Origin of the sequence: Romboutsia sp. 1001713B170131_170501_G6 (genome assembly GCF_015668195.1) — a bacterium.
Lineage (GTDB): Bacteria > Bacillota > Clostridia > Peptostreptococcales > Peptostreptococcaceae > Romboutsia_C.
In genome coordinates this window covers 142,664-165,227 of sequence record NZ_JADPFC010000005.1, presented here as the reverse complement: position 1 = coordinate 165,227, position 22,564 = coordinate 142,664, and the positions used below count along the sequence as shown (strand labels likewise).

General features: G+C 29.0%; 27 protein-coding genes. 6 read left to right on the top strand and 21 right to left on the bottom strand.

The features are described from left to right. Positions 1–2 precede the first annotated feature (2 nt). The 8 genes from I4U89_RS16000 to I4U89_RS12060 form a co-directional block, all read right to left on the bottom strand. Complete coding sequence (locus I4U89_RS16000) at positions 3–149, bottom strand: YebC/PmpR family DNA-binding transcriptional regulator (RefSeq protein ID WP_195940634.1); 147 nt, start codon at positions 147–149, stop codon at positions 3–5. A gap of 262 nt (positions 150–411) precedes the next feature. Further along, entirely contained in the window at positions 412–687 is a 276-nt protein-coding gene (locus I4U89_RS12085; RefSeq protein ID WP_195940608.1) for a hypothetical protein, read from the bottom strand. A gap of 646 nt (positions 688–1,333) precedes the next feature. Beyond that, entirely contained in the window at positions 1,334–2,011 is a 678-nt protein-coding gene (locus tag I4U89_RS16040) for a hypothetical protein (protein ID WP_279311327.1), read from the bottom strand. A gap of 155 nt (positions 2,012–2,166) precedes the next feature. Continuing rightward, the gene (locus I4U89_RS15865) at positions 2,167–2,469 is read right to left on the bottom strand and encodes a site-specific integrase (RefSeq protein WP_330615564.1); all 303 of its coding nucleotides are present in this window, start codon (positions 2,467–2,469) and stop codon (positions 2,167–2,169) included. A gap of 47 nt (positions 2,470–2,516) precedes the next feature. Continuing rightward, complete coding sequence (locus I4U89_RS15860; RefSeq protein ID WP_279311326.1) at positions 2,517–3,071, bottom strand: tyrosine-type recombinase/integrase; 555 nt, start codon at positions 3,069–3,071, stop codon at positions 2,517–2,519. A 199-nt stretch (positions 3,072–3,270) separates the two neighbouring features. Then, positions 3,271–3,993 carry a YebC/PmpR family DNA-binding transcriptional regulator gene (locus tag I4U89_RS12070; protein ID WP_092923731.1) on the bottom strand — a complete coding sequence of 241 codons (723 nt, stop codon included), beginning with the start codon at positions 3,991–3,993 and terminating at the stop codon, positions 3,271–3,273. Positions 3,994–4,124: 131 nt separating this feature from the next. Then, positions 4,125–4,880 (bottom strand): NAD(+) synthase, encoded by a 756-nt coding sequence (nadE, locus tag I4U89_RS12065; RefSeq protein WP_195940607.1) that lies wholly within the window; start codon positions 4,878–4,880, stop codon positions 4,125–4,127. Positions 4,881–5,019: 139 nt separating this feature from the next. Beyond that, a complete protein-coding gene (locus I4U89_RS12060; RefSeq protein ID WP_166505990.1) occupies positions 5,020–5,208 on the bottom strand; it encodes a ferredoxin in 189 nt (62 codons plus the stop codon). Between the two features lie 198 nt (positions 5,209–5,406). On the opposite strand from I4U89_RS12060, the gene I4U89_RS12055 reads away from it, so the two are divergent. After that, positions 5,407–5,775: a sulfite exporter TauE/SafE family protein gene (locus tag I4U89_RS12055; RefSeq protein WP_195940606.1), complete on the top strand. Its 369-nt coding sequence runs from the start codon at positions 5,407–5,409 to the stop codon at positions 5,773–5,775. 1 nt (position 5,776) lies between these two features. Next, positions 5,777–6,169, top strand: coding sequence for a sulfite exporter TauE/SafE family protein (locus I4U89_RS12050; protein WP_195940605.1), 393 nt, complete (start codon positions 5,777–5,779; stop codon positions 6,167–6,169). 45 nt (positions 6,170–6,214) lie between these two features. On the opposite strand, the gene I4U89_RS12045 is transcribed toward I4U89_RS12050, so the two are convergent. The 5 genes from I4U89_RS12045 to hflX all read right to left on the bottom strand — a co-directional run bounded on the left by I4U89_RS12045 (position 6,215) and on the right by hflX (position 10,715). After that, positions 6,215–7,129, bottom strand: coding sequence for a DUF2935 domain-containing protein (locus tag I4U89_RS12045; protein WP_195940604.1), 915 nt, complete (start codon positions 7,127–7,129; stop codon positions 6,215–6,217). 219 nt (positions 7,130–7,348) lie between these two features. Then, positions 7,349–7,993: a YigZ family protein gene (locus I4U89_RS12040; protein ID WP_195940603.1), complete on the bottom strand. Its 645-nt coding sequence runs from the start codon at positions 7,991–7,993 to the stop codon at positions 7,349–7,351. A 141-nt stretch (positions 7,994–8,134) separates the two neighbouring features. Continuing rightward, on the bottom strand, positions 8,135–8,572 hold the full coding sequence (locus tag I4U89_RS12035; RefSeq protein ID WP_195940602.1) for an NUDIX domain-containing protein: 438 nt from the start codon (positions 8,570–8,572) through the stop codon (positions 8,135–8,137). 173 nt (positions 8,573–8,745) lie between these two features. Next, positions 8,746–9,411 (bottom strand): HEAT repeat domain-containing protein, encoded by a 666-nt coding sequence (locus tag I4U89_RS12030; RefSeq protein WP_195940601.1) that lies wholly within the window; start codon positions 9,409–9,411, stop codon positions 8,746–8,748. 8 nt (positions 9,412–9,419) lie between these two features. Then, entirely contained in the window at positions 9,420–10,715 is a 1,296-nt protein-coding gene (gene hflX / locus I4U89_RS12025; RefSeq protein ID WP_092923704.1) for a GTPase HflX, read from the bottom strand. Positions 10,716–10,828: 113 nt separating this feature from the next. On the opposite strand from hflX, the gene I4U89_RS12020 reads away from it, so the two are divergent. After that, positions 10,829–11,092, top strand: a complete 264-nt coding sequence (locus tag I4U89_RS12020; protein ID WP_195940600.1) for a cysteine-rich small domain-containing protein — start codon at positions 10,829–10,831, stop codon at positions 11,090–11,092. Positions 11,093–11,115: 23 nt separating this feature from the next. On the opposite strand, the gene I4U89_RS12015 is transcribed toward I4U89_RS12020, so the two are convergent. The 4 genes from I4U89_RS12015 to I4U89_RS12000 all read right to left on the bottom strand — a co-directional run bounded on the left by I4U89_RS12015 (position 11,116) and on the right by I4U89_RS12000 (position 15,069). Beyond that, positions 11,116–11,751: a TIGR01906 family membrane protein gene (locus I4U89_RS12015; protein WP_195940599.1), complete on the bottom strand. Its 636-nt coding sequence runs from the start codon at positions 11,749–11,751 to the stop codon at positions 11,116–11,118. 50 nt (positions 11,752–11,801) lie between these two features. Next, positions 11,802–13,352, bottom strand: coding sequence for an ABC-F family ATP-binding cassette domain-containing protein (locus tag I4U89_RS12010; RefSeq protein ID WP_195940598.1), 1,551 nt, complete (start codon positions 13,350–13,352; stop codon positions 11,802–11,804). A 149-nt stretch (positions 13,353–13,501) separates the two neighbouring features. Beyond that, on the bottom strand, positions 13,502–14,212 hold the full coding sequence (locus tag I4U89_RS12005; protein ID WP_195940597.1) for a zinc dependent phospholipase C family protein: 711 nt from the start codon (positions 14,210–14,212) through the stop codon (positions 13,502–13,504). Between the two features lie 14 nt (positions 14,213–14,226). Continuing rightward, complete coding sequence (locus I4U89_RS12000) at positions 14,227–15,069, bottom strand: N-acetylmuramoyl-L-alanine amidase family protein (protein WP_243279207.1); 843 nt, start codon at positions 15,067–15,069, stop codon at positions 14,227–14,229. A 197-nt stretch (positions 15,070–15,266) separates the two neighbouring features. On the opposite strand from I4U89_RS12000, the gene I4U89_RS11995 reads away from it, so the two are divergent. Together I4U89_RS11995 and I4U89_RS11990 are read left to right on the top strand one after the other, a co-directional pair. Continuing rightward, positions 15,267–15,593, top strand: a complete 327-nt coding sequence (locus I4U89_RS11995) for a hypothetical protein (RefSeq protein WP_195940595.1) — start codon at positions 15,267–15,269, stop codon at positions 15,591–15,593. A 315-nt stretch (positions 15,594–15,908) separates the two neighbouring features. Further along, complete coding sequence (locus I4U89_RS11990; protein WP_195940594.1) at positions 15,909–16,892, top strand: SpoIVB peptidase S55 domain-containing protein; 984 nt, start codon at positions 15,909–15,911, stop codon at positions 16,890–16,892. Between the two features lie 40 nt (positions 16,893–16,932). Here I4U89_RS11990 and yunB read toward each other — a convergent pair whose 3' ends face one another. Beyond that, the gene (yunB, locus tag I4U89_RS11985) at positions 16,933–17,607 is read right to left on the bottom strand and encodes a sporulation protein YunB (protein ID WP_243279206.1); all 675 of its coding nucleotides are present in this window, start codon (positions 17,605–17,607) and stop codon (positions 16,933–16,935) included. 238 nt (positions 17,608–17,845) lie between these two features. Here yunB and I4U89_RS11980 point away from each other — a divergent pair, with 238 nt between their 5' ends. Continuing rightward, positions 17,846–20,608: a transglycosylase domain-containing protein gene (locus tag I4U89_RS11980; RefSeq protein ID WP_195940593.1), complete on the top strand. Its 2,763-nt coding sequence runs from the start codon at positions 17,846–17,848 to the stop codon at positions 20,606–20,608. A 116-nt stretch (positions 20,609–20,724) separates the two neighbouring features. Here the strand turns inward: I4U89_RS11980 and I4U89_RS11975 are convergent, their stop codons facing one another. From I4U89_RS11975 to spoVAC, 3 genes are read right to left on the bottom strand one after another with little or no spacing between them, the layout of a single operon-like run. Beyond that, on the bottom strand, positions 20,725–21,087 hold the full coding sequence (locus I4U89_RS11975) for a SpoVA/SpoVAEb family sporulation membrane protein (RefSeq protein ID WP_195940592.1): 363 nt from the start codon (positions 21,085–21,087) through the stop codon (positions 20,725–20,727). Between the two features lie 5 nt (positions 21,088–21,092). Continuing rightward, positions 21,093–22,109 (bottom strand): stage V sporulation protein AD, encoded by a 1,017-nt coding sequence (spoVAD, locus tag I4U89_RS11970; protein WP_195940591.1) that lies wholly within the window; start codon positions 22,107–22,109, stop codon positions 21,093–21,095. A 12-nt stretch (positions 22,110–22,121) separates the two neighbouring features. Next, positions 22,122–22,562: a stage V sporulation protein AC gene (spoVAC, locus tag I4U89_RS11965; RefSeq protein WP_195940590.1), complete on the bottom strand. Its 441-nt coding sequence runs from the start codon at positions 22,560–22,562 to the stop codon at positions 22,122–22,124. Positions 22,563–22,564 lie beyond the last annotated feature (2 nt).

Below are 22,564 nucleotides of genomic sequence, written 5' to 3'. Positions count from 1 at the left end.
GATTATTCTTCTATTTCCCAGTTATGAGCTATAGATTGAACATCATCATCTTCTTCTAACATATCAACTAATTTTTCCATAAACTTTAATTGTTCTTCATCAGTTAATACTGTTGTAGTTTGAGGTATTAATTTTACCTCAGCAGATATAAATTTACTATATAAATAGTACTAAAATTAAGATGTATATCTCAATCTCTAAAAGTATTATTTTTTATTAATTAACTATATTCAATACTATAATATCATATTTTATAATCATTATGTATATTATTATACTTCTGCAACATTTATTATTTAATACTTACCACATATATTCTTTATAGTGACTATCCCACATTTTTATATATTCGTCTAATCTTTTTATTGATTCAAGCTCCTTTTCTTTAAATATTTCATTAATTACTTTTCCTTATTCTTTTTCATCTATTTTTTTAGCATATCTCTCATTAGCCCTTTTTAATCTATATTCATATATTTTAGTTTTGCAAATTGCAATAAGATCTTGAATATTATCTGTTCCGTATTTTATATTTGCTTTTTCTATATTCTTATTTAAGTCTTCTTCTTTTACTGTAATTTCATATGTTATATAAGATTGTTTATATCCGTATTTATCATTTATCTCTTTATTAAAATTTTTATTAAATTCTCTTTGTTCTTTCCCAGACTTATAATTAAGTTCCATTCTAGATGAAACTTTAAATTGTTTGCATATTTTCTTCTCAATCTCATTAATTTAAAACGCTTCTTTTTCACCAAGTTTTATATGATGTCCATTTGAAGTTATTGCCATTCTACTTTTCCTATATATAACACCTCCTTGGTTATTTTCGCTCATACTATTTAAATCCTCAAAAAACATATGCCTTATATTTACATTTAATGAGATAATAAGATATATAATTATATTCAATATAATAGAATTAAAGATAATAAAACATTATCTTTAATTCTATTAATCAATTTGTTATTTCCAAGTTTTTTAGTTGAATACTTATTGAAATCTATTAGAATTTATTTTACACTAATAGCTATAAAATCAAATACATTTACTTTAATTTTAAAAGCTCTTAGTGTTAAGAAAGGAGCATTTCCATATATGCTTAAGTTAAATACTGTTTTAATTTTTGTATTAACTTTAGTTGCAATTAATGTTGCATTAATAAATATAAATATGACTAATTATATTTATATTATATTAGATTGAATTAAAGATAATAAAACATTATCCTTAATTCAACTATAAAGTCACGTAAATCCTCAATATTAACTTATACTTTGTCACTAGTTCTTTTAATATTTGGCTCACTATTTGTAGAGTTTCTATCCTTTTAGTGACACCTATCACAAGGGTCATACTTACCTGACTCTGATTGAGTTCCTGACAGTATTGTCTTACTTCTAGATAGTGTTGAACATGAACTAGTTGTATGGTATGACTTCCCATTTGGAGTCCAATAAACTGTTCCTCCTTCATTCATTTTAGACTCAGTATATGATTCATCTTCATCATTATTATACTCAGTATATTGATTTATATCAATCTCATCTTCGATATCTGTTGCTATATCAGAAGGATATTCTTCCTTATTCTCATCAGTATTAACCTCTTCTGCTATATCATAGTTCTCTTCCTTCTTAGGTTTATCTAGCTCCTTTTCAGATTCATCTTCTACTTTTGTCTCATTATTTTCTTGAACTGAATCAACTTTTGATACTAAATCTTCTGTATTATCAGTATCAAATAGTCCTTCTAGGCTCGTTCCTATTTGTACAGATAGCATTGAAATAATTATAATTCCTACAAACCCATGGATTCTATTTAGCTTGAATCTAGTTCCTCCTAGCTTCTGTAAAGCTCTATCTAATCTACCTGTTAATAGCAAAATTACTCCTACAATAGGTATTAAACCACCCATAAAAATAAGTATTCCCCCAAGTAATTTAAGCACTACTGCTATTAGCCCTAAAATCAGCAAAAAACCAAGGCAACCCATTATAAATTGCATATATTCTTCCTCCTACATGTATAATCATTTAATATTATACATATTTAAAATGATATAATTTGTAAAATTTTGTAATGACAACTAACAATTTATACTATTTTAATTTATACAAATTCATCAAAATTGCTTTTAATCTATATAATAAGGGTACTATATTATATTAAGTTCATTAAAGTACTTGTGGATATACTCATTTCTATTATCTTTTCATCTTTAATACTTTGTAGATATCTTTTAGTTATATCCACAGTCTCATGCCCAAGTAACCTAGACAAGCTATATATATCCAAACCATTTCTTAATTGAGTTTGTGCAAAATAATGTCTACAAGTATGTGGTGAGCATCTAATAGAGTCTCTAACTCTAGCTCTTTGTCCTGCTATCCTTAGTACTCTTTCTACAGCTTCTACAGTAAGAGGTTTTCCTCTATAGCTAAGGAAATAATTATCATAACTCACTATACTATCCTTTAAGTACATCTCTCTAATTCGCTCATATTTTATCATTATTTTTTCAACATCGGGCTTATAGGCACAATACGCTCCTTTCTCCCTTTTCCAAATATATGTATTAACGTTTCCTTAACATCAATCTTGGTTATATCACATAGCTCTGAGTTTCTAACTCCTGTGTCTATAAGCATAGCCACAATACACTTGTTGCGTGCATTTATATAAGTATCCATCTTATATGCATCTAACATCTTCCTCACCTCTGCATCAGTGAATGACTCAATAACTACCTTTTTCTCTTTCAATAAGCTAACCTTTTTAGCAATATTTAAGCAATATTCTTCTTTATAGCAATACGCATAGAAGCTCCTTATATTCTTCAATATTGTGTTTATATAAGTTTCACTTAAGTTTTTATTTTTTAGAAAGTTAAGATATTGCCTTATGTGCAAGTGAGTTATCTCTTCTAGCTCCAGTACTTCAAACCCTGACTTACAATAATTGAAAAACTTATTAAGGTTATTCTTATAACCCTTTATAGTCCTTTCAGAATAATTTTTAGTTTTAATTTCATACATATACTCTCTATATACATCATTTATGAGCATACAAAAACACCTCCATATTACTTCATAGATTAATCTATACATCGTAACATAGAGGTGTTTTCGTTTACCGTAACACTCTATACATATTTCATTACATTTTTATATAGTATATAAGATGTTTACCGTAACAATTGTAATATTTTAAGATTTTTTAATTACTTAAAATCCAACAACCGTTGATATTACTTCAATCTAGCTATTATTCTTCTATTTCCCAGTTATGAGCTATAGATTGAACATCATCATCTTCTTCTAACATATCAACTAATTTTTCCATAAACTTTAATTGTTCTTCATCAGTTAATACTGTTGTAGTTTGAGGTATTAATTTTACCTCAGCAGATATAAATTCATATCCTTTAGCTTGTAATTCATCTCTTACAGCTGTAAAGTCTTCTGGAGCTGTTATTACTTCAAATCCATCTTCTTCTGTTATGAAGTCTTCTGCACCAGCTTCTAGAGCAGCATCCATTAATTCTTCTTCTGAAACTTCATCAGTAGCTTCTATTAACATTTGTCCTTTTTTATCGAACATGAATGATACGCATCCGCTAGTTCCTAAGTTTCCACCGTTTTTATCAAAATAATATCTTACGTTACCAGCAGTTCTGTTTTTGTTGTCTGTTAAAGCTTCAACTATAACAGCAACTCCACCTGGTCCGTATCCTTCATAAACTATAGTCTCATAGTTCTCGTTAGCTCCACCGCCTGCTCCTTTAGCTATAGCTCTATCTATATTGTCGTTTGGCATATTATCAGCTTTAGCTTTTTCTATAGCAGTTTTTAAAGTAGCATTGTATTCTGGATCTCCTCCACCTTCTTTAGCTGCAACAGCTATTGCTCTAGCATGCTTAGTGAATATCTTTGCTCTTTTGGCATCTTGCTTACCTTTTCTATTTATTATGTTTCCTATACGTCCCATACTTTCACTCCTTACTACGTATGATTAATTTTATATTATTTAGAAATATTTATCTATTCCTAATATTTTAATAAATTCTCATAAATTTATTATTACTCGTAAATTTTAGCATATATATTCAATTTAGTAAATTAGAACTTAGGAGGACCTGCTGGTGTGTGTCTTTTATGCTCACTCACTCTGTGAAGTCTGTCGATTATTTCCTTATCTTTTTGTGGAACTTCATCTAACCTTCCTTCCACTACTGCATCTATCATATCATAAGTTGTACCCATTTCATTTTCATCAGTTTGTCCTTCCCAAAGACCTGCTGATGGTGCCTTATTTATTACATCTTTATGTACGCCTAATACTTTTGCCCACTCGTATACTTCTTTTTTAGTAAGGTTTGATAACGGCACTAAATCTACTCCTCCATCTCCATATTTTGTGAAGTAACCTGTATGTATTTCTGCTGCATTATCTGTTCCTACTACTAAGTATCCTAAATTATTTGCTACTGTATATATAGTACTCATTCTAACTCTCGCTCTTAGATTTGCATCTGTCATTTTTAAATAATCTTCTTTGTATAAATTCTTTTCTTTAAGAGAATCTATTACTGTACTTAATATTAAATCTTGTGGCTTACTTAAGTCTAAGTCAAGAAATTCTATACCACATCCATTTATAACTTTAAGGGCATCTTCTCTATCATTTGGATTGCTTTTTATGCTCATTATTACACCCATAGAATTTTTAGGAAATGCTTTTTTTATAAGGTAAGCTACTACAGCTGAATCTATCCCACCAGATACTCCAACAATTAATCCCTTACTATTAGCTTCTTTTACTTTTTCCCTTAACCACTCTACAGTTTTGTCTATCTTTAACTTTATATCTTTCATATTTATCTCCTATCCACACTTTACATATTTTGTATATTTTCATTATATCATATGTTTATAAATAAAAAAAATCCATCTATTTAGAACTATTTAATTACTTAAATAGTTGCCTAAAAATAGATGGATTTTTTATTTTAAATTAATCTACACTTATTGCATCAACTGGACAGCTTTCTTCAGCTTCCTTAGATGCATCTTGTTCACCTTCTGGAACTTCGCCACTTATTGCTACTGCTTTTCCATCATCGTCCATTGAAAATACTTCTGGACATATACTTGGACATAGGCCACATGATATACATGTATCTTTATCTACTACTGCTTTCATAATTAAACTCTCCTACGTAAATATATTTTCAGATAATTTTCTGAATTTCTCCTTCTATTTGAAGGCATTTAAACTCGTTTAATCATAGTATAACCATATATATAAATTAAAATTCAAAATTATTTTACCCTAATTATTATATATTACATAAATATAATTTAGCATTTCTGTAAAAGCTATCTTTAAAAGGTGATTATAATGAAAAATAAACATTTTGATTTTAATATTAAAAATACATTAATAGGTCTTATAACTGGATTTATAAATGGAGTCTTTGGATCTGGAGGAGGTACTTTATTAGTTCCTATATTAAACAACATACTAAAGGTTGAAGAGCATAAATCCCATGCTACTGCATTAGCGATAATAGTTTTTCTTACAAGTGCAAGTTCTGTTGTATATATTTCTAATGGTACCTATGATCTTGAGCTTACATTTAAAGTAGCTATAGGAAGTGTCATCGGTGGAATACTAGGCGCTAAGCTTTTGTGTAAAGTAACTGGGCGTTTTTTACGAATTTCATTTGGGCTTATTATGATTATTGCATCTTTAAGGATGGTGTTTTAGATTGCTGTATTTGATAGGTTTTTTAGGTGGAATAATAGGTGGAATGGGTATGGGTGGTGGAACTATTTTAATACCAGCCCTAATCTTATTCCTAAATATTGATCCAAAGATAGCTCAAAGTATAAACTTACTTTCTTCAATTCCAATGACCATATTTGCGTTAATGGTTCATATAAAAAATAAAAACACTGTTTTAAAACTTATAGTTCCAATTGCAACCTTCGGTGTTATTGGTGCCGTTTTTGGTTCTCTAGTAGCTAATCATCTTTCATCAGAACTACTTAGAAAAATATTTGGATTTTTTCTTTTATCCATCGGATGTTTAGAAATTTACAAGGGTATAAAGTGCCCTCCTAAATCTTGTAAATGTAGTTTTAAAAACTTAAAAAAATAACTTCATAAAAAAATGAGTTCTAATAAATAGAACTCATTTTTTTACTTATATATTTTGATATGTTTGTAATAATCTTATATAATGATTAGCTTCTCTTAATACATGATCTCCAAGAAGCGGAAGTATTATAGACCTTATTTTACAACTTGCTATCCCATCTGTTCCTGCTTGTTTGAAGTTTCTAAGCTCAATAGTTTGATTTAAAGTTTTATTTGTAATGCTGTTTATCGTTGCATTCATCATATTTTTTGCATCCTCTATTAAATCCTCAAAATCATCTGCAAATTCATCTGCAGCTTCAATTAATTTATTTTCAGAAGGGTCAAGCAATCCTCTTATAAATAGTGCATGTTCCATCATTATTTGATCCCAGAATAACTCTGTTTCTCTAGTATCTTTAGAATCAATATCAACCCTGTTATCAAGATCTTCCACTAATGTAAGATATAATTTTGCCTCACGAAGTATATGTTCAATAAGTAATGGATAATTAACTGTAAACAAATTACAAGATAATACTCCATCTAATAATCTTTCCTTAAAACCAATAAGCCCCTTAAGTAGTCTCTTTGCATTTTCATTAAGTTGACCTACATAGTTTACTAAATTAGCGCTAACATTAGGATTATTTCCACTACGTAGTTTTGCTTCTGACTTAGTTATATTTTGGTCTATTTCTATTCCTGTTAAGTTTTGTGTCTTTTCTTCTGTGCCTAATGTATAGTTAGTAATAATTTCCCCAGATTGTAAAACATTAGGTCTAATTCTTCCATCACTAACACTTACTGCAAGCGATAGTAATTTTTCAAATTCCCTTTTGTAGTGTTCTGCCTCATTAGCAAGGTCTGAATTTTTAGGTGTAAATCCGGCCGCTAAAAAAATAGAGTGCTCCTTCATTATTCGTGCAAAAAATAGATGTAATTCAAGAGATAAAATAGCATACTTTTGATCGTTTATCATATACCCTCCTAAAAATCATTTTTATGTATAATATGCATTTAAATATCACTTAGTGAATAAAAAATTTAATTCTCTTAAGCTACTCCTTAATTTGCATCACCGTATAAAGCAATTATCATAATATATATATAATATAATACCTATAATAACTAAAGATTTAACTGCTAAATTTAGCTTCCCCCAATCATCTACCAGTTCGTCTATAAATGCCATTATACACTAAATTATTATTTGACCATCTTTTTCTGATAAATAAAATTCCTCACCTAATGTTATATCTGCCGTAGCACTAGTTATATCTGTCATTCTTGATGTAAGTGCATCAACCTCATTAAGTCTTGAATAAACTATCATCTCAACGCTCTCTTCATAAATAGTATCTTTTACAAAATACCCCATGTTCATTATCTCATTTTGTATTTTTCCAAGTTGATTGTAATCTATCTTTATTCTAACCTCTTTATACATAACCTTATCTATAATTTTACCAGCTTCAAGGCCTATCTTAGCACCTTTAGTATATGCTCTAACAAGTCCTCCTGCACCTAGCTTAACTCCTCCAAAGTATCTAGTAACAACAACTACCACATCCCTTAAATCTTCTTTTTTTATAACTTCTAAGCTTGGTATTCCTGCTGTTCCTTGCGGCTCTCCATCATCACTATATCTTTGTATGTTCATACTTTTTCCAACCGTATATGCCCACACATTGTGAGTTGCATCTTTATGCTTTTTCTTTATTTCGTTTATAAATTCTACTGCTTCTTCTTCTGTTTTTATAGGCTTTGCATACCCTATAAAAGTTGATTTTTCTATTATAACTTCATCCATTCCAAATTCATGCAATGTTTTGTATGTACTCATAAAAGCCTCCGTCTATCTAAATATTAGTTCTTAATTTACTAACTTTATTTTATACTTTTTATAATATATTATATCGAATAAGCTATTATAAATCAAAAAAGAAAGGGCTAAGCCCTTTCTCTTATTTCTATTTAATATATATTATATACTTGCACTAGTTTCAACTACTTCTTTTTTTAATTCTTTATACTTTTTATAAGATATTTCTACTAATGATTTTTCCTTTTTATGTGTTAATTGTTCTAAAGCATCCTTTATCTTAAAGAATCCACCATCCAATAATTCTTTATTTAATACACAACTAGTATCTGATGTTTCCATTATATACCAAGTAACTGAATTGCATACTTGTTGTTGTCTGCTTCTAGAGAAAAACTCATACATACTATCTCCAGCTACCCCTAAAACTGTTCCTTCTACACCTGTTTCCTGCTTAACACTTAATATTGCACTTTCCGTTTTTAGTTCACCATTAAATATTTTACCTTTTGGAAGTGTCCATTCTCCTCTATCGTTTTTTATCAAAAGAACCTTATTTGCATAAAATACTACTCCACCAGCACAATGTCTTACTATCATTTAAAACCCCTCCTATTTAACTTTCTATAGCATGTAATAATTTTTTAGATATTTTGCTTAAAAAGTAATGTTTCAAAGTTTTTATTAGATTTTCTAATGTTAGGTTTTTAATGTCTTATAGATAAATAACTAATTTGTTAATTATATGTAAAATAATTTTCCTTTATGTTAAGTTATTTATCTATATTTTCTAAATTATAAATAGCGTCTTCATATGCTCTTAACACGTAGTCTTTCTCAAATTGTTTCTTGCTTTTTAGTTGTTTTAACATCTTTAAACTATTTTCATTTCCAATTTTAGCAAGTGCCTTTGCACAGTATTGTCTAGTTTGAGGATTGGTATCATATAGACCCCTTTGTAAATACTCTCTACTTTTAGGTGATTCTATTTTCCTAAGGGCTGAATATGTTATCCTTCTTACGTCTGAATGTCTATGACTTGTAAGAGGATGTAGTAATTTTAGGAACCTATCATCCTTTAACTCTCCTGTTGTCCAAATCAATATCATTAAGTCTTCTGCATTCTTTTCTGTCAGTATTCTTTTGTATAACTTTCTTTTGAAGTCTATTAAATTTTCTTCACTTAGACTACTTATAAAATCTAATCTGTCGTTTTTGTTTTGTCCCAAAAATTTGTCTATTGTGTCTTTTGATAACTCAATTTTTTCTTTCAACATTGATTTTATTTCTAGCTTTGCCTTTATTAATTGGTCATTTACCTCTGTGACTGATATATTTCTTATTTTGCTGATTTGAGAAACTGTTTTAGATTCTTTGTATAGAAGATAAGTTATATAATGGTCCTCTAAGTTGCCTATATTGTCCCAACTTATATTCATATTATTACCTACTTTTCTAATATATACTCCTTATATATATTATAATCCTCTTCTAACAAATTAACATCAACTGTTATTCCATTTTCTACATATTCAAAGTTTTCTACATTGTATTTATTTTTAAGTTTGCTAAATATATCTCCTCTTTCATAAGGTAATAAAAGCTTAACTTGATATGTAGCTTCACTTAAGGCATTTTCTATAAGTTCTAATAACTTATCCATGTTTACACCTTTTTTAGCAGATATATATACTACATCATCTCTATTTTTAGGATATATATCTAGGTCTAATCTGTCTATTTTGTTATATACAAGTATTGTATTTTTATTATCTGCTCCTAATTCCTTAAGAACTTTTTCAGTTGTTTTCATTTGTATTTCATAATTGGAGTTTGTAGCGTCTACTACATGAAGTATTAAATCAGCATACTGAACTTCTTCTAGAGTTGCTTTAAACGCTTCAACTAAATCATGTGGAAGTTTACTTACAAATCCAACTGTATCTACGGCTAAAAATTCTTTTTTACTTGGAAGTACTGCTTTTCTTAAAGTTACATCTAAAGTAGCAAATAGCATATCTTTTGCAAATACTTCTTTTTCAGCTTCATAATCTTTATGTGTTTTTATTAATTCATTTAATAATGTTGATTTTCCTGCATTAGTATAACCAACAAGTGCAACTATCGGTATATTTGATTTTATACGTTGTACTCTTTGAGTTTCTCTTATTTTTTTAACTTCTCTAAGTTCACGTCTTATGTCAGCCGCTTTGTTAAGTATATTTCTTTTATCTATTTCTAACTTTTGTTCACCTGGTCCTCTAGTACCTATACCTGCACCAGTTCTACTCATTTGCCCACCCATTCCATATAATCTTGGAAGTCTGTAGTTTAACTGAGCTAGTTCAACTTGAAGTTTACCTTCTTTGCTTAATGCCCTTTGTGCAAATATATCAAGTATTAAAGTAGTTCTATCTATTATTTTTATACCTACTATTTCTTCTATATTTCTTATATGAGCACCTGATAATTCATCATTAAATATTACCATTGTAGCATCTAAAGATTCACAGTATGCCTTTATTTCTTCTACTTTACCTTTACCTACATAAAATGCAGAATCTCTTGATTGTCTATTTTGAATTAAACTTCCTACAACTTCAGCTCCTGCAGCTTTTGCAAGTTCTTTTAATTCCTCCATTGATTCATTTATATCTATATCATCTGTTCTTTTTGCTGTAGAAGTTATATTAAGTCCTACAAGCAAGGCTCTTTCTTGTTTTTTTTCTTCTATATGTTCCATTATAACACCTCATTTTCTTACTGATTTTTCAAAGATTTTAATGTTTTTATTATACCACTAATAGAAATATTTAGTATAATTATCTTAGTTTAACTAATTAGGAGGTTAGTATCATGAGTGAAAATTATAAGTTTTTTAACCATAAAAACTGCGAGTATTTCCCTTGTCATAAAACTAATAAACCCGAGGAATTTAATTGTTTATTTTGCTACTGCCCTTTATACGCTCTAGGAAAAAACTGTGGTGGAAATTTTAGATATACAGATAAAGGTATAAAAGATTGTTCTCAGTGTCTACTTCCTCATAATAAAAATAACTATGACTATATTATGAGTAAATTTCAAGATATTATTAAAGTAGCTAGTGAACAAGAGTAATATACTAAAGAGAGAGCATAATATTATTGCTCTCTCTTTCTTTTTAAAAATCTATATATGCTCTGAATAATTATACTAAATGCTAATATTAAACCTAGTATCATCAAGCCTGAATTCATAAAAAATTCTGCTGGCAAAATTTTTATGACAGGATCTAATATTGGGTCAAATATCCAATAGTCATTGTCAAATAATAGCTCATGAAATACAACAAAGCTACTATCAAAATCTATAATTATAGGTATGGACAACACTACCGGTATAATTATTAATAATATTGATGTGAAATTTAAAAATCTTATATTTTTATTTTTTATGTTATAAATAATTCCTAATAAGGAAATTATAAAACATGCATTAAATATTTTGTTAACATTTTGATATATTTCTCTAACTTCTTCAAAATGTATTTTACCTTCTTTTGAAGAAGTTAAAGTAGGCATTTCAAAATCATTTTCTTTTCTACTTGTAATATACTCTATTAAATAATCATAATTTAACTTTATATCTTCTTTAGATATATTAGTTAATTCTACTATATTAAGCTTATCTACATCATAGTAGTATAAAGGCTTAAAGCTTACTGTAAATTTTATTACCCAAGTTATTATTAATATGCTAAAGCACAACGAAAATATTATATTTATAATCTTTTTCATTAATCATACCCCTTAGTTTTATAAAACACTCTATTCTCTTAAATATATAATTATACTATTTTAGTTGTAAAGTCCTCTATATTCCATACATCATCAACTATATCAATATAAAACTCTGGCTCATGGCATACTAATAATACAGTTCCTTTAAATTCTCTTATAGCTTTCTTTAATTCATCTTTAGCTTCTACGTCTAAGTGATTTGTAGGTTCGTCAAGAACTAATAGGTTTATATCTTTTAACATTATTTTACATAATCTAACCTTAGCTGCTTCTCCTCCACTTAAAACTCTCATTTGACTAGTTATATGTTCATTAGTAAGACCACATTTAGCAAGATTTTGTCTTACTTCAAAGTTTGTAAGACCTGGGAATTCCGCCCATACTTCATCCATTGGAGTAGCTGTATTTTCTCTTGAGCTTTCTTGTTCAAAGTATCCAACTTCTAAGTAATCTCCTAATTTAACTTCACCATCAAATGGCTTTATTATTCCAAGTAATGTTTTAAGAAGTGTAGACTTACCTATACCATTCATACCCTTTAAAGCTATCTTTTGATTTCTCTCTAGAGTAAAGTTTAATGGCTTTGTTAGTGGTTCATTGTATCCTAATACTAAATCCTTTGTTTCAAATATAAATCTACTTGGAGTTCTTGCTTCTTTAAATCCAAATGTAGGCTTTATCTTTTCCTTTGGTCTTTCTAATATTTCCATTTTATCTAATTGTTTTTGTCTACTGTTAGCCATTCCACGAGTTGCAACTCTTGCCTTGTTTCTAGCTATAAAGTCCTCTAATTTCTTTCTTTCTTCAACTTGTCTATCATAAGCTTGTTCTTCTTGACGCTTTTTAATTTCATGAAGTCTCATAAACTCATCATAGTTACCTTTGTATCTATTTAATTCTCCATTTTCCATATGATATATAACATTGCATGTATTATTTATAAATGGTATGTCGTGAGAAACTAATACAAAGCTATTTTCATATTCTTGTAGATATCTTGTTAACCATACTATATGTTCTTCATCTAGATAGTTTGTAGGCTCGTCTAGTATTAATATAGTTGGATTTTCAAGTAATAATTTAGTTAAAAGTACTTTTGTTCTTTGTCCACCACTTAAATCAGTAACATCTCTATCTAATCCTATTTCTCCAAGACCTAAACCATTAGCTACCTCTTGAATTTTTGCATCTATCATATAGAATCCACTATTTTCTAATATTGTTTGAATCTCAGCTGTTTCTTCCATAAGCTTTGCCATTTCATCGTCGTTAGCTTCTCCCATTTTATCGTACATAGCTAACATTTCTTGCTCTAAGTCAAACATAGGCTTAAAGGCATCTCTTAATATATCTCTTATAGTTTTACCTTTTTCAAGTACTGTATGTTGGTCTAAGTAACCTACACTTACTCTAGATGACCACTTTATATTACCTGCATCTGGCATAAGTTTTTTAGTTATTATATTTAAAAATGTTGATTTTCCTTCTCCATTGGCTCCAACTAAAGCTATATGTTCACCTTTTCTTAATCTAAATGAAACATTCTCTAGTATAGTCCTTGCTCCGAAACCATGACTTACATTTTCTACTACTAGCATTTTCACACCTCTTTTGTTATTTTATCTTTACATTCTATAATATAATATATTCTTTTTAAAGTTAAATCAAGTAAATAGCAAACCTTTAGCTTCTATAAAAAAAGAATGCTCTTTTATGAAAAATTCATACTAGAACATTCTCTTCTTTATTAGTTTAAATGCATTACATCTTCAAAAAACATTACCATACATCCTGCAGTAGTTCGTTGAGCTATATTTATACTTTTTACTGCTATCAAATAAAATTTTGTATTTAAGTCAGTAATATTTCTATACATATAGTCAACATTTAAGGCATACATTGAATTATAATCCGCATATTCTTTTATACTATTTAATATAATAGGTTCTTCATGTGCTTTAAATCGCTTAATTTTCTTATAGTTATTTTTAACATACACTTCAAATTGCCTATGATTATCTAAAAGTCTTCCCTTAGCATGTTGTGGTATTGTCAAATCTTGTATTATATGGCATGCTGCCCCAAAGAAAAACATACTTCTCGTATAGTTGCCTGCTTTAAAATATTTCTTAGCTTTATCATAATATCCTATAGCTACAGTTAAAGCATTATCTTCATATCCATACTTACCTTTACCATCCTTTGGATTATAAAAATGATGGTAGGATTTAAAATCTTGATCTGCCCATACAAGCCCTCTTTCTATGTCATTTACATGTTCCTTAAAAAAGTCATATACTTCATAATTTCCTTCTTTTTTTAATATTTCCAGTGAATTTTCATTTATAAATAAATGTACTTCACAAGTTGTTTTTATTATACTTTTTTTTATTGGATTTACAAACTTAAAAGTATTCGTTAATGCTTTAGCATAAACACCTTCTATTTTTTTTCTCATTGTCCTCACCTAATCTAATTAGTCAAAAAATACTCTTCCACCCCGTCAGCTACACTTTGCATAAGTTTTCTTTGATATTCTGGATTTGACATCATCTGATCTTCGCTATGGTTACTTAAGAATCCCATTTCTATTAAAATTACTGGTACCTTAGACCAATTAAATCCTGTCAAATCATTTCTTTCAAATATACCATTTATATTTATACCATCATTTTTCATCTTTTCCTGTACTAAATTTGCACACTTACTACTTTCTTCATATATTGAAGTTGTATATTTACCATCTTTAGCTGGTATTAAAATCGATGCTCCTGTTTTTGATGGATTACTTATACTATCAGCATGAATTCTAATCACCATTTTGGCATTTTTATCATTTGCTAACTGAGCTCTTTCTGCATTACTTATATTAACATTATGAGATTCTCTAGTCATCACTATATTGTATCCTTTACCCTCTAATATATGCTTTAAAACCATGGATGCTTCTAAATTTAATATGTATTCTGGTTTTTTTGTTGAAACACCCGTCGCACCAGATGATACTCTTGCTTTTGTTTGACCTGAACCAGGAGCTACCTGTTCTGGTCTTCTATCTCCTTTTTCTTGATGTCCTGGATCTATGCATATTAATATTTCTTTTTGACTATCGTTCTCCTTTTCTTTTGTACTATTGTCATTAACTTTACTATCTTTTGATTTTTTTTCATTATTAGATTGTTCACTTTGTTTTATAATGTTACCTATTAAACCTGTCCCTTTATTTAAATTAATTATTGGGTTTGAAGTAAATATTATCATAATTGCTATCGTCATTATGGATAATACTAATATTCTATATTTTTTCAAATACATACACCTTCCTAAATTTCAATTTGTATTAAAACTAATATCTTTATATATTTTTACATTAAATGCACTCTTATATTCATTTTTAGTTAAATATTACATATTTTACTTTTTTAAATTTTTTATCCTTTTATATTATGGTTTTATTTTTTTATTAAACTCATATATATTTATATGACTTTTTATAGGAGGTGGTTATAAAAATGAATGATAAGTGTAATGATAAAAATAAGCCTAGACTATGTAAATTTGGTTATGTTGATTATATAGTGTTAGCTTCAACTATATCCATTGCTCTTGCAGAAGAGTTTGATACTCAAGATTTAAGTATCTTAGCTTCTTTTTTTGCAGTATTATCTGATGAACTTGCTTTAATTTCCTCAGTTGAAGCATGCTTTTCAGAAGATGACTCTGAACCAGTTCCATCTCCTATTCCAGATATTGCTATAACTAATATATCTACTAAAAAAATTAGAAATAAATCTTATAAAAGGAAAGTTTATAAAAAAGTAAAAAGAAAAAACACTTAACAATTTTTGTATAGTGTTTTTATTTTTTTGTGTATATTTTTTATGTAAGTATTTTAACTGTAATTATTTTATATTTTATTATTAATAATATCCTACATTATGAACTATAAATAAATACTTTTTGTTTTTATATTGATATTTGCTTATATATTTATATTTAAAAAAAGTATTTTTTTCTATGTTATTGATTAATTATTTATTTATGTAATCTAAAACTATATTGCTTCTATTTTACAAGGATTAAAAGAAAATTAGTGTGCAATATATTATTAAGGCACCAAAATCAATCAAGTATAGACAGAAAGAAGGTGTTTTATGTATAAGTTTTTATATTTAAAAAATAAAAGTTTATCAAAGTTAAAATTTATCTTATTTATATCATTTTTATTATATTTTCTCTCAACTAATTTAATTTATTCACATTCTATCCAAAAAGATGAAGATTATCTAATTCCTATGGGAAATTTAATCCAGATAGATGCTGAATTAGAAAATTTAGTTGTTAAAAATTTTATTGAAGGTTCTTCATTTTGTGTTGGAGATTCAATTTTAAAAGTTAATGGAACTAAGATTAATAGTTACAAAGATTTTACAGATTTATTGTCTAATTTATCTATTAAAGATGAAGTAGTTGTTCTTGTAAAAAGAGGAGAAAATACTTTTTCATTTAAAACTACTAAAGATGAATTAGAAAAGATAAATTGTAATAATTATATAAGTGGATTTGCTACATTAACTTATATTAATCCTAAGACAAATAAATTTGGAGCTGTCGGTCATCCTATAAGCATTGGATTGGCGAGAAAAGTTCCTATAAAAAATGGTAATATATATACTACAAAAGATTTAACTATCGACAAGTCATCTAGAGGTCATGTTGGTTGCATTAATGCTGTAAGAAAAGATGTTATTGGTGAGTTTACTCATAATTCAGATTTTGGTATAAAAGGTGAAATAGCTACATTTAAAGATTCCTTATTAAAACCTTATAAAGTTGCATCTTTAGATGAGGTTAAACTAGGAAAAGCTCAAATAATTTTGCAAACTGGTTCTTATACAAAAGATGCATTTGATATACAAATAGTTGATATACAACTTCAACATTCTCCTAAAGCTAAAACTTTTAAAATAAAAGTAGTAGATAAGGATTTATTAGCTCTTACAGGTGGTATTGTTCAAGGTATGAGTGGAGCTCCTATTGTTCAAGGTGATAAAATTATCGGAGCTGTATCACATGCTATTGAAAACAACCCTGCTCTTGGATATGCAGTTTATATAAAGTGGATGAATGAAAATTAACATAAAGATAAGTCAGGTCAATCCTGGCTTATCTTTATATTTAAGGAGATACATTTAATAAACCTTTTTCTGGTAAATTAATAAAACTATTTGGTACATCTCCTACTATTATAGTTTCACATATAGGTACTTTAACTTTAACTTCTTTAGTTGATGTTGTAAGTGGTATTACTACTCTTACTTGTGTCTTAACTTGAAGATATATTGTATGTCTAGTTTGATTTATACCAGATGATTCAAACTTAGTATCAAAATCTACTGATACTGTTCCTATTGGTTCAATAGATACCTTAATTTGAGGACCGTATTTAGCAAGTATTGGACTTTTAAGAGCTGTTCCTATAGGTATGTATGAAGTTGTTGATTTTACCTTTTTTAACTCTTCTTGAATTTCTAAAGCAACATCTGAAGCTATTTGGTTCATCATTATAGTGTTAGCTTGAATCATAGTTATTTTTCCCTGAGAATCCATATTTGTATTCATTAAATCTGAATAATTAATCTTATCTTTTACTATATCTCCAACTGCTTTATTTATAGATCTGTTTGCAAGTTCTATTGCTTTTGTTTCTGCAAGAACTGTTATTGTTGGTCTTAAATTTTTATCTACATATATAAAGCTTCCTATTAATATAGATAATATAGATATAATTAAAAATATTATTAGTGGTTTTTTCATAAAGCTATTTTTAAAATCATATCTATTTTTATTCAAAATATCACCCCCATAATATTTTATGCAAACAAAGTATCACATATTTTTTATATTGCTAGATAAGAATAATTATTATTAAGATTGTAATAATACTTTAAATTATATAATTAATAACATGTTTATTTTAAAAGAATTTTGTAGACTTTTAGTGTATATAAATTATGACTATTTTTTTCTGTAATTAGAAAATTTCATGTATATATGGTATAATATTGCATTAAGTAAGGAGGTTAACTTAATGAATAATGATAATAATGAAAATAGAAATAAAATAAGAAGAAAGAAAGCAAGTTCTTCTTCTTCAACAGCTACTCGTAGTTCGTCTACCACTCGTAGTTCATCTACTAATAGCACAAATAAAAAAACTAAACCAAAAAAGAAAAAAGATAAGTTTAAAACTCTCAGGTCTGTTTTGGTAGTTTGCTTAGTTTTATTAGTTGCTGGAGTAGCCGTTGGAACTGGTGTAGTTTTTGCTTCATTAAGAAATGCTGAGCCAATATCAAAAGCGCTTCTAGAAGAAAAGACTTATCAAACAACGCGTATATACTATGCTAATAATGATCTACTTTCTAATGCCCCTAGTGTAAATAAAAAGCAACCTGTACCTCTAAAAGATATGGGTAAATATCTTCCTAAGGCAATAGTAGCTATAGAAGATGAGCGTTTTTATGAACATGGTGGAGTAGATATAAGAGGATTGCTAAGATCTGTAGTAAAAACTCTTACTGGAGATAAGCAAGGTGGTAGTACAATACCTATGCAGGTATCAAAAATGTTGCTAACATCTACTGAACAAAGCCTTCCTCGTAAAATAAAGGATATATACTATGCTCATGAAATGAGTAAAGTCTTAAGTAAAGATGAGATATTAGAACTTTACCTAAATAACTTCTTTGTCGGTAAAGGGCTAGCTGGTGCTGAGGCTGGTGCTAGAGGATATTTTGATAAAGAAGCAAAAGATTTAACACTTGGTGAGTCAGCATTACTTGCAGGTTCTACTCAAAACCCGTCAAGATATTCAGCTTATATTACTGCTAAGCTAGAAGGTAATGAAACTAAGGATGATGTTGCAAATAGATTACTATTTTTCATAAATACTCCTGATGATACTCTTGATGATCCTACTCCAATGGAATTAGATATGGTTGAAAAGTTAAATTCTTGGGGACTTATTCCTAATGATGATACTTACAAGCAATTAAAAGCTGGTACTATGGTTGTTAGAAAAGCTGTACCTAATCCTAAGGCTAAAGAAAGACGTAATATTGTTTTAGGTAAAATGCTACAAACTGGAGCTATAACACAATCAGAATACAATGAAGCTGTAGCTGAGGAAATAAATATAAAACTACCTAAGCCTAAAGAAAGTGTTTCTTCTTCAGTTGAAGATTTAATAGAATATAAAGTTATAGATGCTTTAGTAGCACAAGGTAATACTAAAGACGAAGCATATAATATGTTCTATAATGGTGGTTTAAAGATACACACTACTATAGACCCTAAAATGCAAAAAATATTAGAAGATGAATATGATAAGGATAGTAACTTCCCTGGTAGCCGTCATAGCAATGGAATGACTCAACCTCAATCATCTATGGTTATATTAGATTACAAAACTGGTGAAATAAAAGCTTTAGTTGGTGGTAGACATATAACAGGAAGAAAAACTCTAAATAGAGCTACTACTCCTCAACAACCAGGTTCAACTATAAAGCCATTATCAGTTTATACACCTGCTATAGATACACTTAAATTAACTCAAGCTACTGCATTAAGTGATACTACTGCAAATCTTACACCTTATAAATTTAAGGAAAATAATAAGTGGAATCCAAATACGACTACTCCTGGTAAAGATATCATGAGTTTACGTAAAGCTTTAGCTTACTCATCAAATACTATAGCTATAAGAACTGCCGAACTTTTAGGTGACTCTTATAAAGATTGTGTTGATATAATGATGGATTACTTAAAGAACTTTGGTATAACAACTTTAGTTGATAGTAATACTGCAGATGCAGCAAGTAATGATAGAAGATTCCCAGCATTAACACTTGGAGGTATGACTCATGGTATATCACCTCTTGAGATGGCTTCTGCTTATGGAACTTTAGCTAATGGCGGTGTTTATATAGAGCCAACTATATTTACAACTATAACAAGTTATGATGGACAATTAATAGTTAAAAATACTCCTGAACAACACAAAGTTGTTGATCCTGATGTTGCTTACGTAATTACTGATATGCTAAAGGCAGTTATAACTGAAGGTATCGGTGGTAAAGCTGCTATACCTGGTGGAATGCCTGTTGCTGGTAAAACAGGAACAACTAATAAAGCTTTAGACGCTTGGTTTGTTGGTTACACTCCATACTACGTTGGTGCAACATATATAGGTGATGATGCAGGTAGAAAAGATCCTACTACTGGTAAATTTATACCTCGTCAAAGTGTTGAAGGCGGAAGCGGTTCAGCAGCAAAACTTTGGTCTATAGTTATGAGGCAAGTTCATGAAAACTTAAAGAAAGTTGATTTCAAAGTTCCTGATAAGGTATACTTTGCTAAAATTAACTTAATAGATGGCGGAAGATCTTCATCTGGTGTTAAAGCAGCATTTATAGATGGAACATCTCCAACTAAATATACTTCTAGAGCTAATGCTGTAAAGCCAAAACATGAAGAATCTACTACAGCTCCTGAAAACCAAAATAATGAAGGTACCGGAGATAATAATACTACACCTCCTGATAATGGAGGCGGAAATACTACTACTCCTCCTGATAATAGCGGTGGAAATACTACTCCTCCTCCTGATAATAATGGTGGCGGAACTACCACTCCTCCTCCTGATAATAGCGGTGGAGCTACTAATCCTCCTCCTAATAATAATGGTGGCGGAGCTACTAATCCTCCTCCTAATAATGGTGGTGGAAATACTACTCCTCCTGCTGATAATGGTGGTGGAGCTACTAATCCAGCTACGAATACAACTGGACAATAGCTTAATACAAATAAAAAAAGACTGTTCTCTATTTTGAGATAGTCTTTTTTTATTTGTATCTTATATTACAATAATTTATATAACTTAAGTTATTGGTTTATAAATATTTATTAATTTTAAGGTTTAGCTTTTGGTGTAAAAATAAGTGCCATCATATATCCAAAAAATATAGCACCTGCTATTCCTCCTGCTGTTGCAATTGTACCTCCTGTAAATATTCCCATAAACCCATCTGTCTCTATTGCTTTTTTTACGCCATTTGCTAATGAATATCCAAATCCTATTATAGGTACTGTTGCACCTGCTCCTCCAAACTTAACTATAGGTTCATATATCCCTAAAAATGTTAATATTACTCCACTAGTAACATAAGATACCATTATATAGGGCATTTGTACTTTAAAATAGTCAAGAATAATTTGACCAATAAGACAAATTATTCCTCCTACTATAAATACCCTTACATAATCCATAAGCATATTAATCACTCCTTATTTTCAATAATTACTGCATGAGCTACAGAAGGTATTGTTTGTTTTTGTAAAGTACTAGTTGGTGATAATAAAGCCCCTGTTGATACTAGCATTACTTTATTGAATTCTTTATTTTTAAGTTTTTTGTAAATATATCCACAGAAAACAGTAGCAGAACATCCACATCCACTACCTCCACAGTGTACATCTTGTTCTTTCATATTAAACATTTCTATTCCACAATCCATATATACTTTTGATATATCAAGTCCCCTTTGAGCTAATAATTCTTCTGTTATTTCTTTGCCTAATTTTCCTAAATCTCCTGTAGCTATTACATCAAAGCTATTTGGATCATCTTTTGTATCATTAAAATATGAATATATAGTATCTACAGCTGCTGGGGCCATAGCTGCTCCCATATTATTACCATCATCTATACCCTTATCTATTACTTTTCCAATAGTTACATGGGTAACCTTAGGCCCTTGTCCTTTTGGAGATATTAATACACTACCTGCCCCAGTAACAGTCCATTGAGCTGTCATAGGTTTTTGATTACCAAATTCTAGAGGAAATCTAAATTGTCTCTCTGCTGCACAAAAATGGCTAGATGTTCCAGATAGTATTAAATCTGCAAATCCTCCATCTATAAGCATAGAACTTATACACATACCTTCTGCCATAGTAGAACATGCTCCATATATTCCTATAAATGGTATAGATAAATCCCTAGCAGCAAAAGATGCAGGAAATATTTGATTAAGCAAATCTCCACCTATCATGTAATCTATATCTTCTAATTTTTTATTAGCTTTTTCACATGTTTTTTTCATAGAAGTTTTTACCATATCACTCTCTGCTAATTCCCATGATTTTTGACCACATAAATCATCCTCAAGTATGATATCAAAATATTCTCTTAATGGTCCTTCTCCTTCCTTTGGTCCAACAACTGAACTAGCTGATATAATAGTTGGTTTGTTTTCTAGTTTTACTGTTCTATTTCCAATTCTTTTACTTTTCATATTTTAGTCTCCTTATTTTATAAGAGTGAAAATATAGTATATAAATCCACATAGAATAGATGAGCCTATTCCATATACTAATACTGGACCTGCAATTTTAAATAAGTTTGCTCCTACTCCAAGTACATAACCTTCTCTTTTAAATTCCATAGCAGGTGAAACTATAGAATTTGCAAATCCTGTTATAGGTATAGCTGAACCTGCACCTGCCCTTTTTCCTATAAGGTCATACACACCAAGACCTGTTAATAATGCTCCTATAAATATCAAAGTTATGGATGTAGCACCTGCTGCATCTAGTTTAGCAAGTCCTACAAAATTCATATAAAAATCATTTATACCTTGTCCTATTACACATATTATTCCACCAACTATAAATGCTAATATATAGTTTTTCGTATATGTTGGTTTTGGGCTTTTTTCTTCAACATATTTTTTGTAATTTTTATCCATAA

Bases quoted from the DNA above. Each gene is read 5' to 3' on its own strand.
- I4U89_RS12085 (WP_195940608.1), bottom strand. From the start codon at position 687: ATGGAACTTAATTATAAGTCTGGGAAAGAACAAAGAGAATTTAATAAA.
- I4U89_RS16040 (WP_279311327.1), bottom strand. From the start codon at position 2,011: ATGCAATTTATAATGGGTTGCCTTGGTTTTTTGCTGATTTTAGGGCTA.
- I4U89_RS15860 (WP_279311326.1), bottom strand. From the start codon at position 3,071: ATGCTCATAAATGATGTATATAGAGAGTATATGTATGAAATTAAAACT.
- I4U89_RS12070 (WP_092923731.1), bottom strand. From the start codon at position 3,993: ATGGGACGTATAGGAAACATAATAAATAGAAAAGGTAAGCAAGATGCC.
- nadE (WP_195940607.1), bottom strand. From the start codon at position 4,880: ATGAAAGATATAAAGTTAAAGATAGACAAAACTGTAGAGTGGTTAAGG.
- I4U89_RS12060 (WP_166505990.1), bottom strand. From the start codon at position 5,208: ATGAAAGCAGTAGTAGATAAAGATACATGTATATCATGTGGCCTATGT.
- I4U89_RS12055 (WP_195940606.1), top strand. From the start codon at position 5,407: ATGAAAAATAAACATTTTGATTTTAATATTAAAAATACATTAATAGGT.
- I4U89_RS12045 (WP_195940604.1), bottom strand. From the start codon at position 7,129: ATGATAAACGATCAAAAGTATGCTATTTTATCTCTTGAATTACATCTA.
- I4U89_RS12040 (WP_195940603.1), bottom strand. From the start codon at position 7,993: ATGAGTACATACAAAACATTGCATGAATTTGGAATGGATGAAGTTATA.
- I4U89_RS12035 (WP_195940602.1), bottom strand. From the start codon at position 8,572: ATGATAGTAAGACATTGTGCTGGTGGAGTAGTATTTTATGCAAATAAG.
- I4U89_RS12030 (WP_195940601.1), bottom strand. From the start codon at position 9,411: ATGAATATAAGTTGGGACAATATAGGCAACTTAGAGGACCATTATATA.
- hflX (WP_092923704.1), bottom strand. From the start codon at position 10,715: ATGGAACATATAGAAGAAAAAAAACAAGAAAGAGCCTTGCTTGTAGGA.
- I4U89_RS12020 (WP_195940600.1), top strand. From the start codon at position 10,829: ATGAGTGAAAATTATAAGTTTTTTAACCATAAAAACTGCGAGTATTTC.
- I4U89_RS12015 (WP_195940599.1), bottom strand. From the start codon at position 11,751: ATGAAAAAGATTATAAATATAATATTTTCGTTGTGCTTTAGCATATTA.
- I4U89_RS12010 (WP_195940598.1), bottom strand. From the start codon at position 13,352: ATGCTAGTAGTAGAAAATGTAAGTCATGGTTTCGGAGCAAGGACTATA.
- I4U89_RS12005 (WP_195940597.1), bottom strand. From the start codon at position 14,212: ATGAGAAAAAAAATAGAAGGTGTTTATGCTAAAGCATTAACGAATACT.
- I4U89_RS12000 (WP_243279207.1), bottom strand. From the start codon at position 15,069: ATGTATTTGAAAAAATATAGAATATTAGTATTATCCATAATGACGATA.
- I4U89_RS11995 (WP_195940595.1), top strand. From the start codon at position 15,267: ATGAATGATAAGTGTAATGATAAAAATAAGCCTAGACTATGTAAATTT.
- I4U89_RS11990 (WP_195940594.1), top strand. From the start codon at position 15,909: ATGTATAAGTTTTTATATTTAAAAAATAAAAGTTTATCAAAGTTAAAA.
- I4U89_RS11980 (WP_195940593.1), top strand. From the start codon at position 17,846: ATGAATAATGATAATAATGAAAATAGAAATAAAATAAGAAGAAAGAAA.
- I4U89_RS11975 (WP_195940592.1), bottom strand. From the start codon at position 21,087: ATGCTTATGGATTATGTAAGGGTATTTATAGTAGGAGGAATAATTTGT.
- spoVAD (WP_195940591.1), bottom strand. From the start codon at position 22,109: ATGAAAAGTAAAAGAATTGGAAATAGAACAGTAAAACTAGAAAACAAA.
- spoVAC (WP_195940590.1), bottom strand. From the start codon at position 22,562: ATGGATAAAAATTACAAAAAATATGTTGAAGAAAAAAGCCCAAAACCA.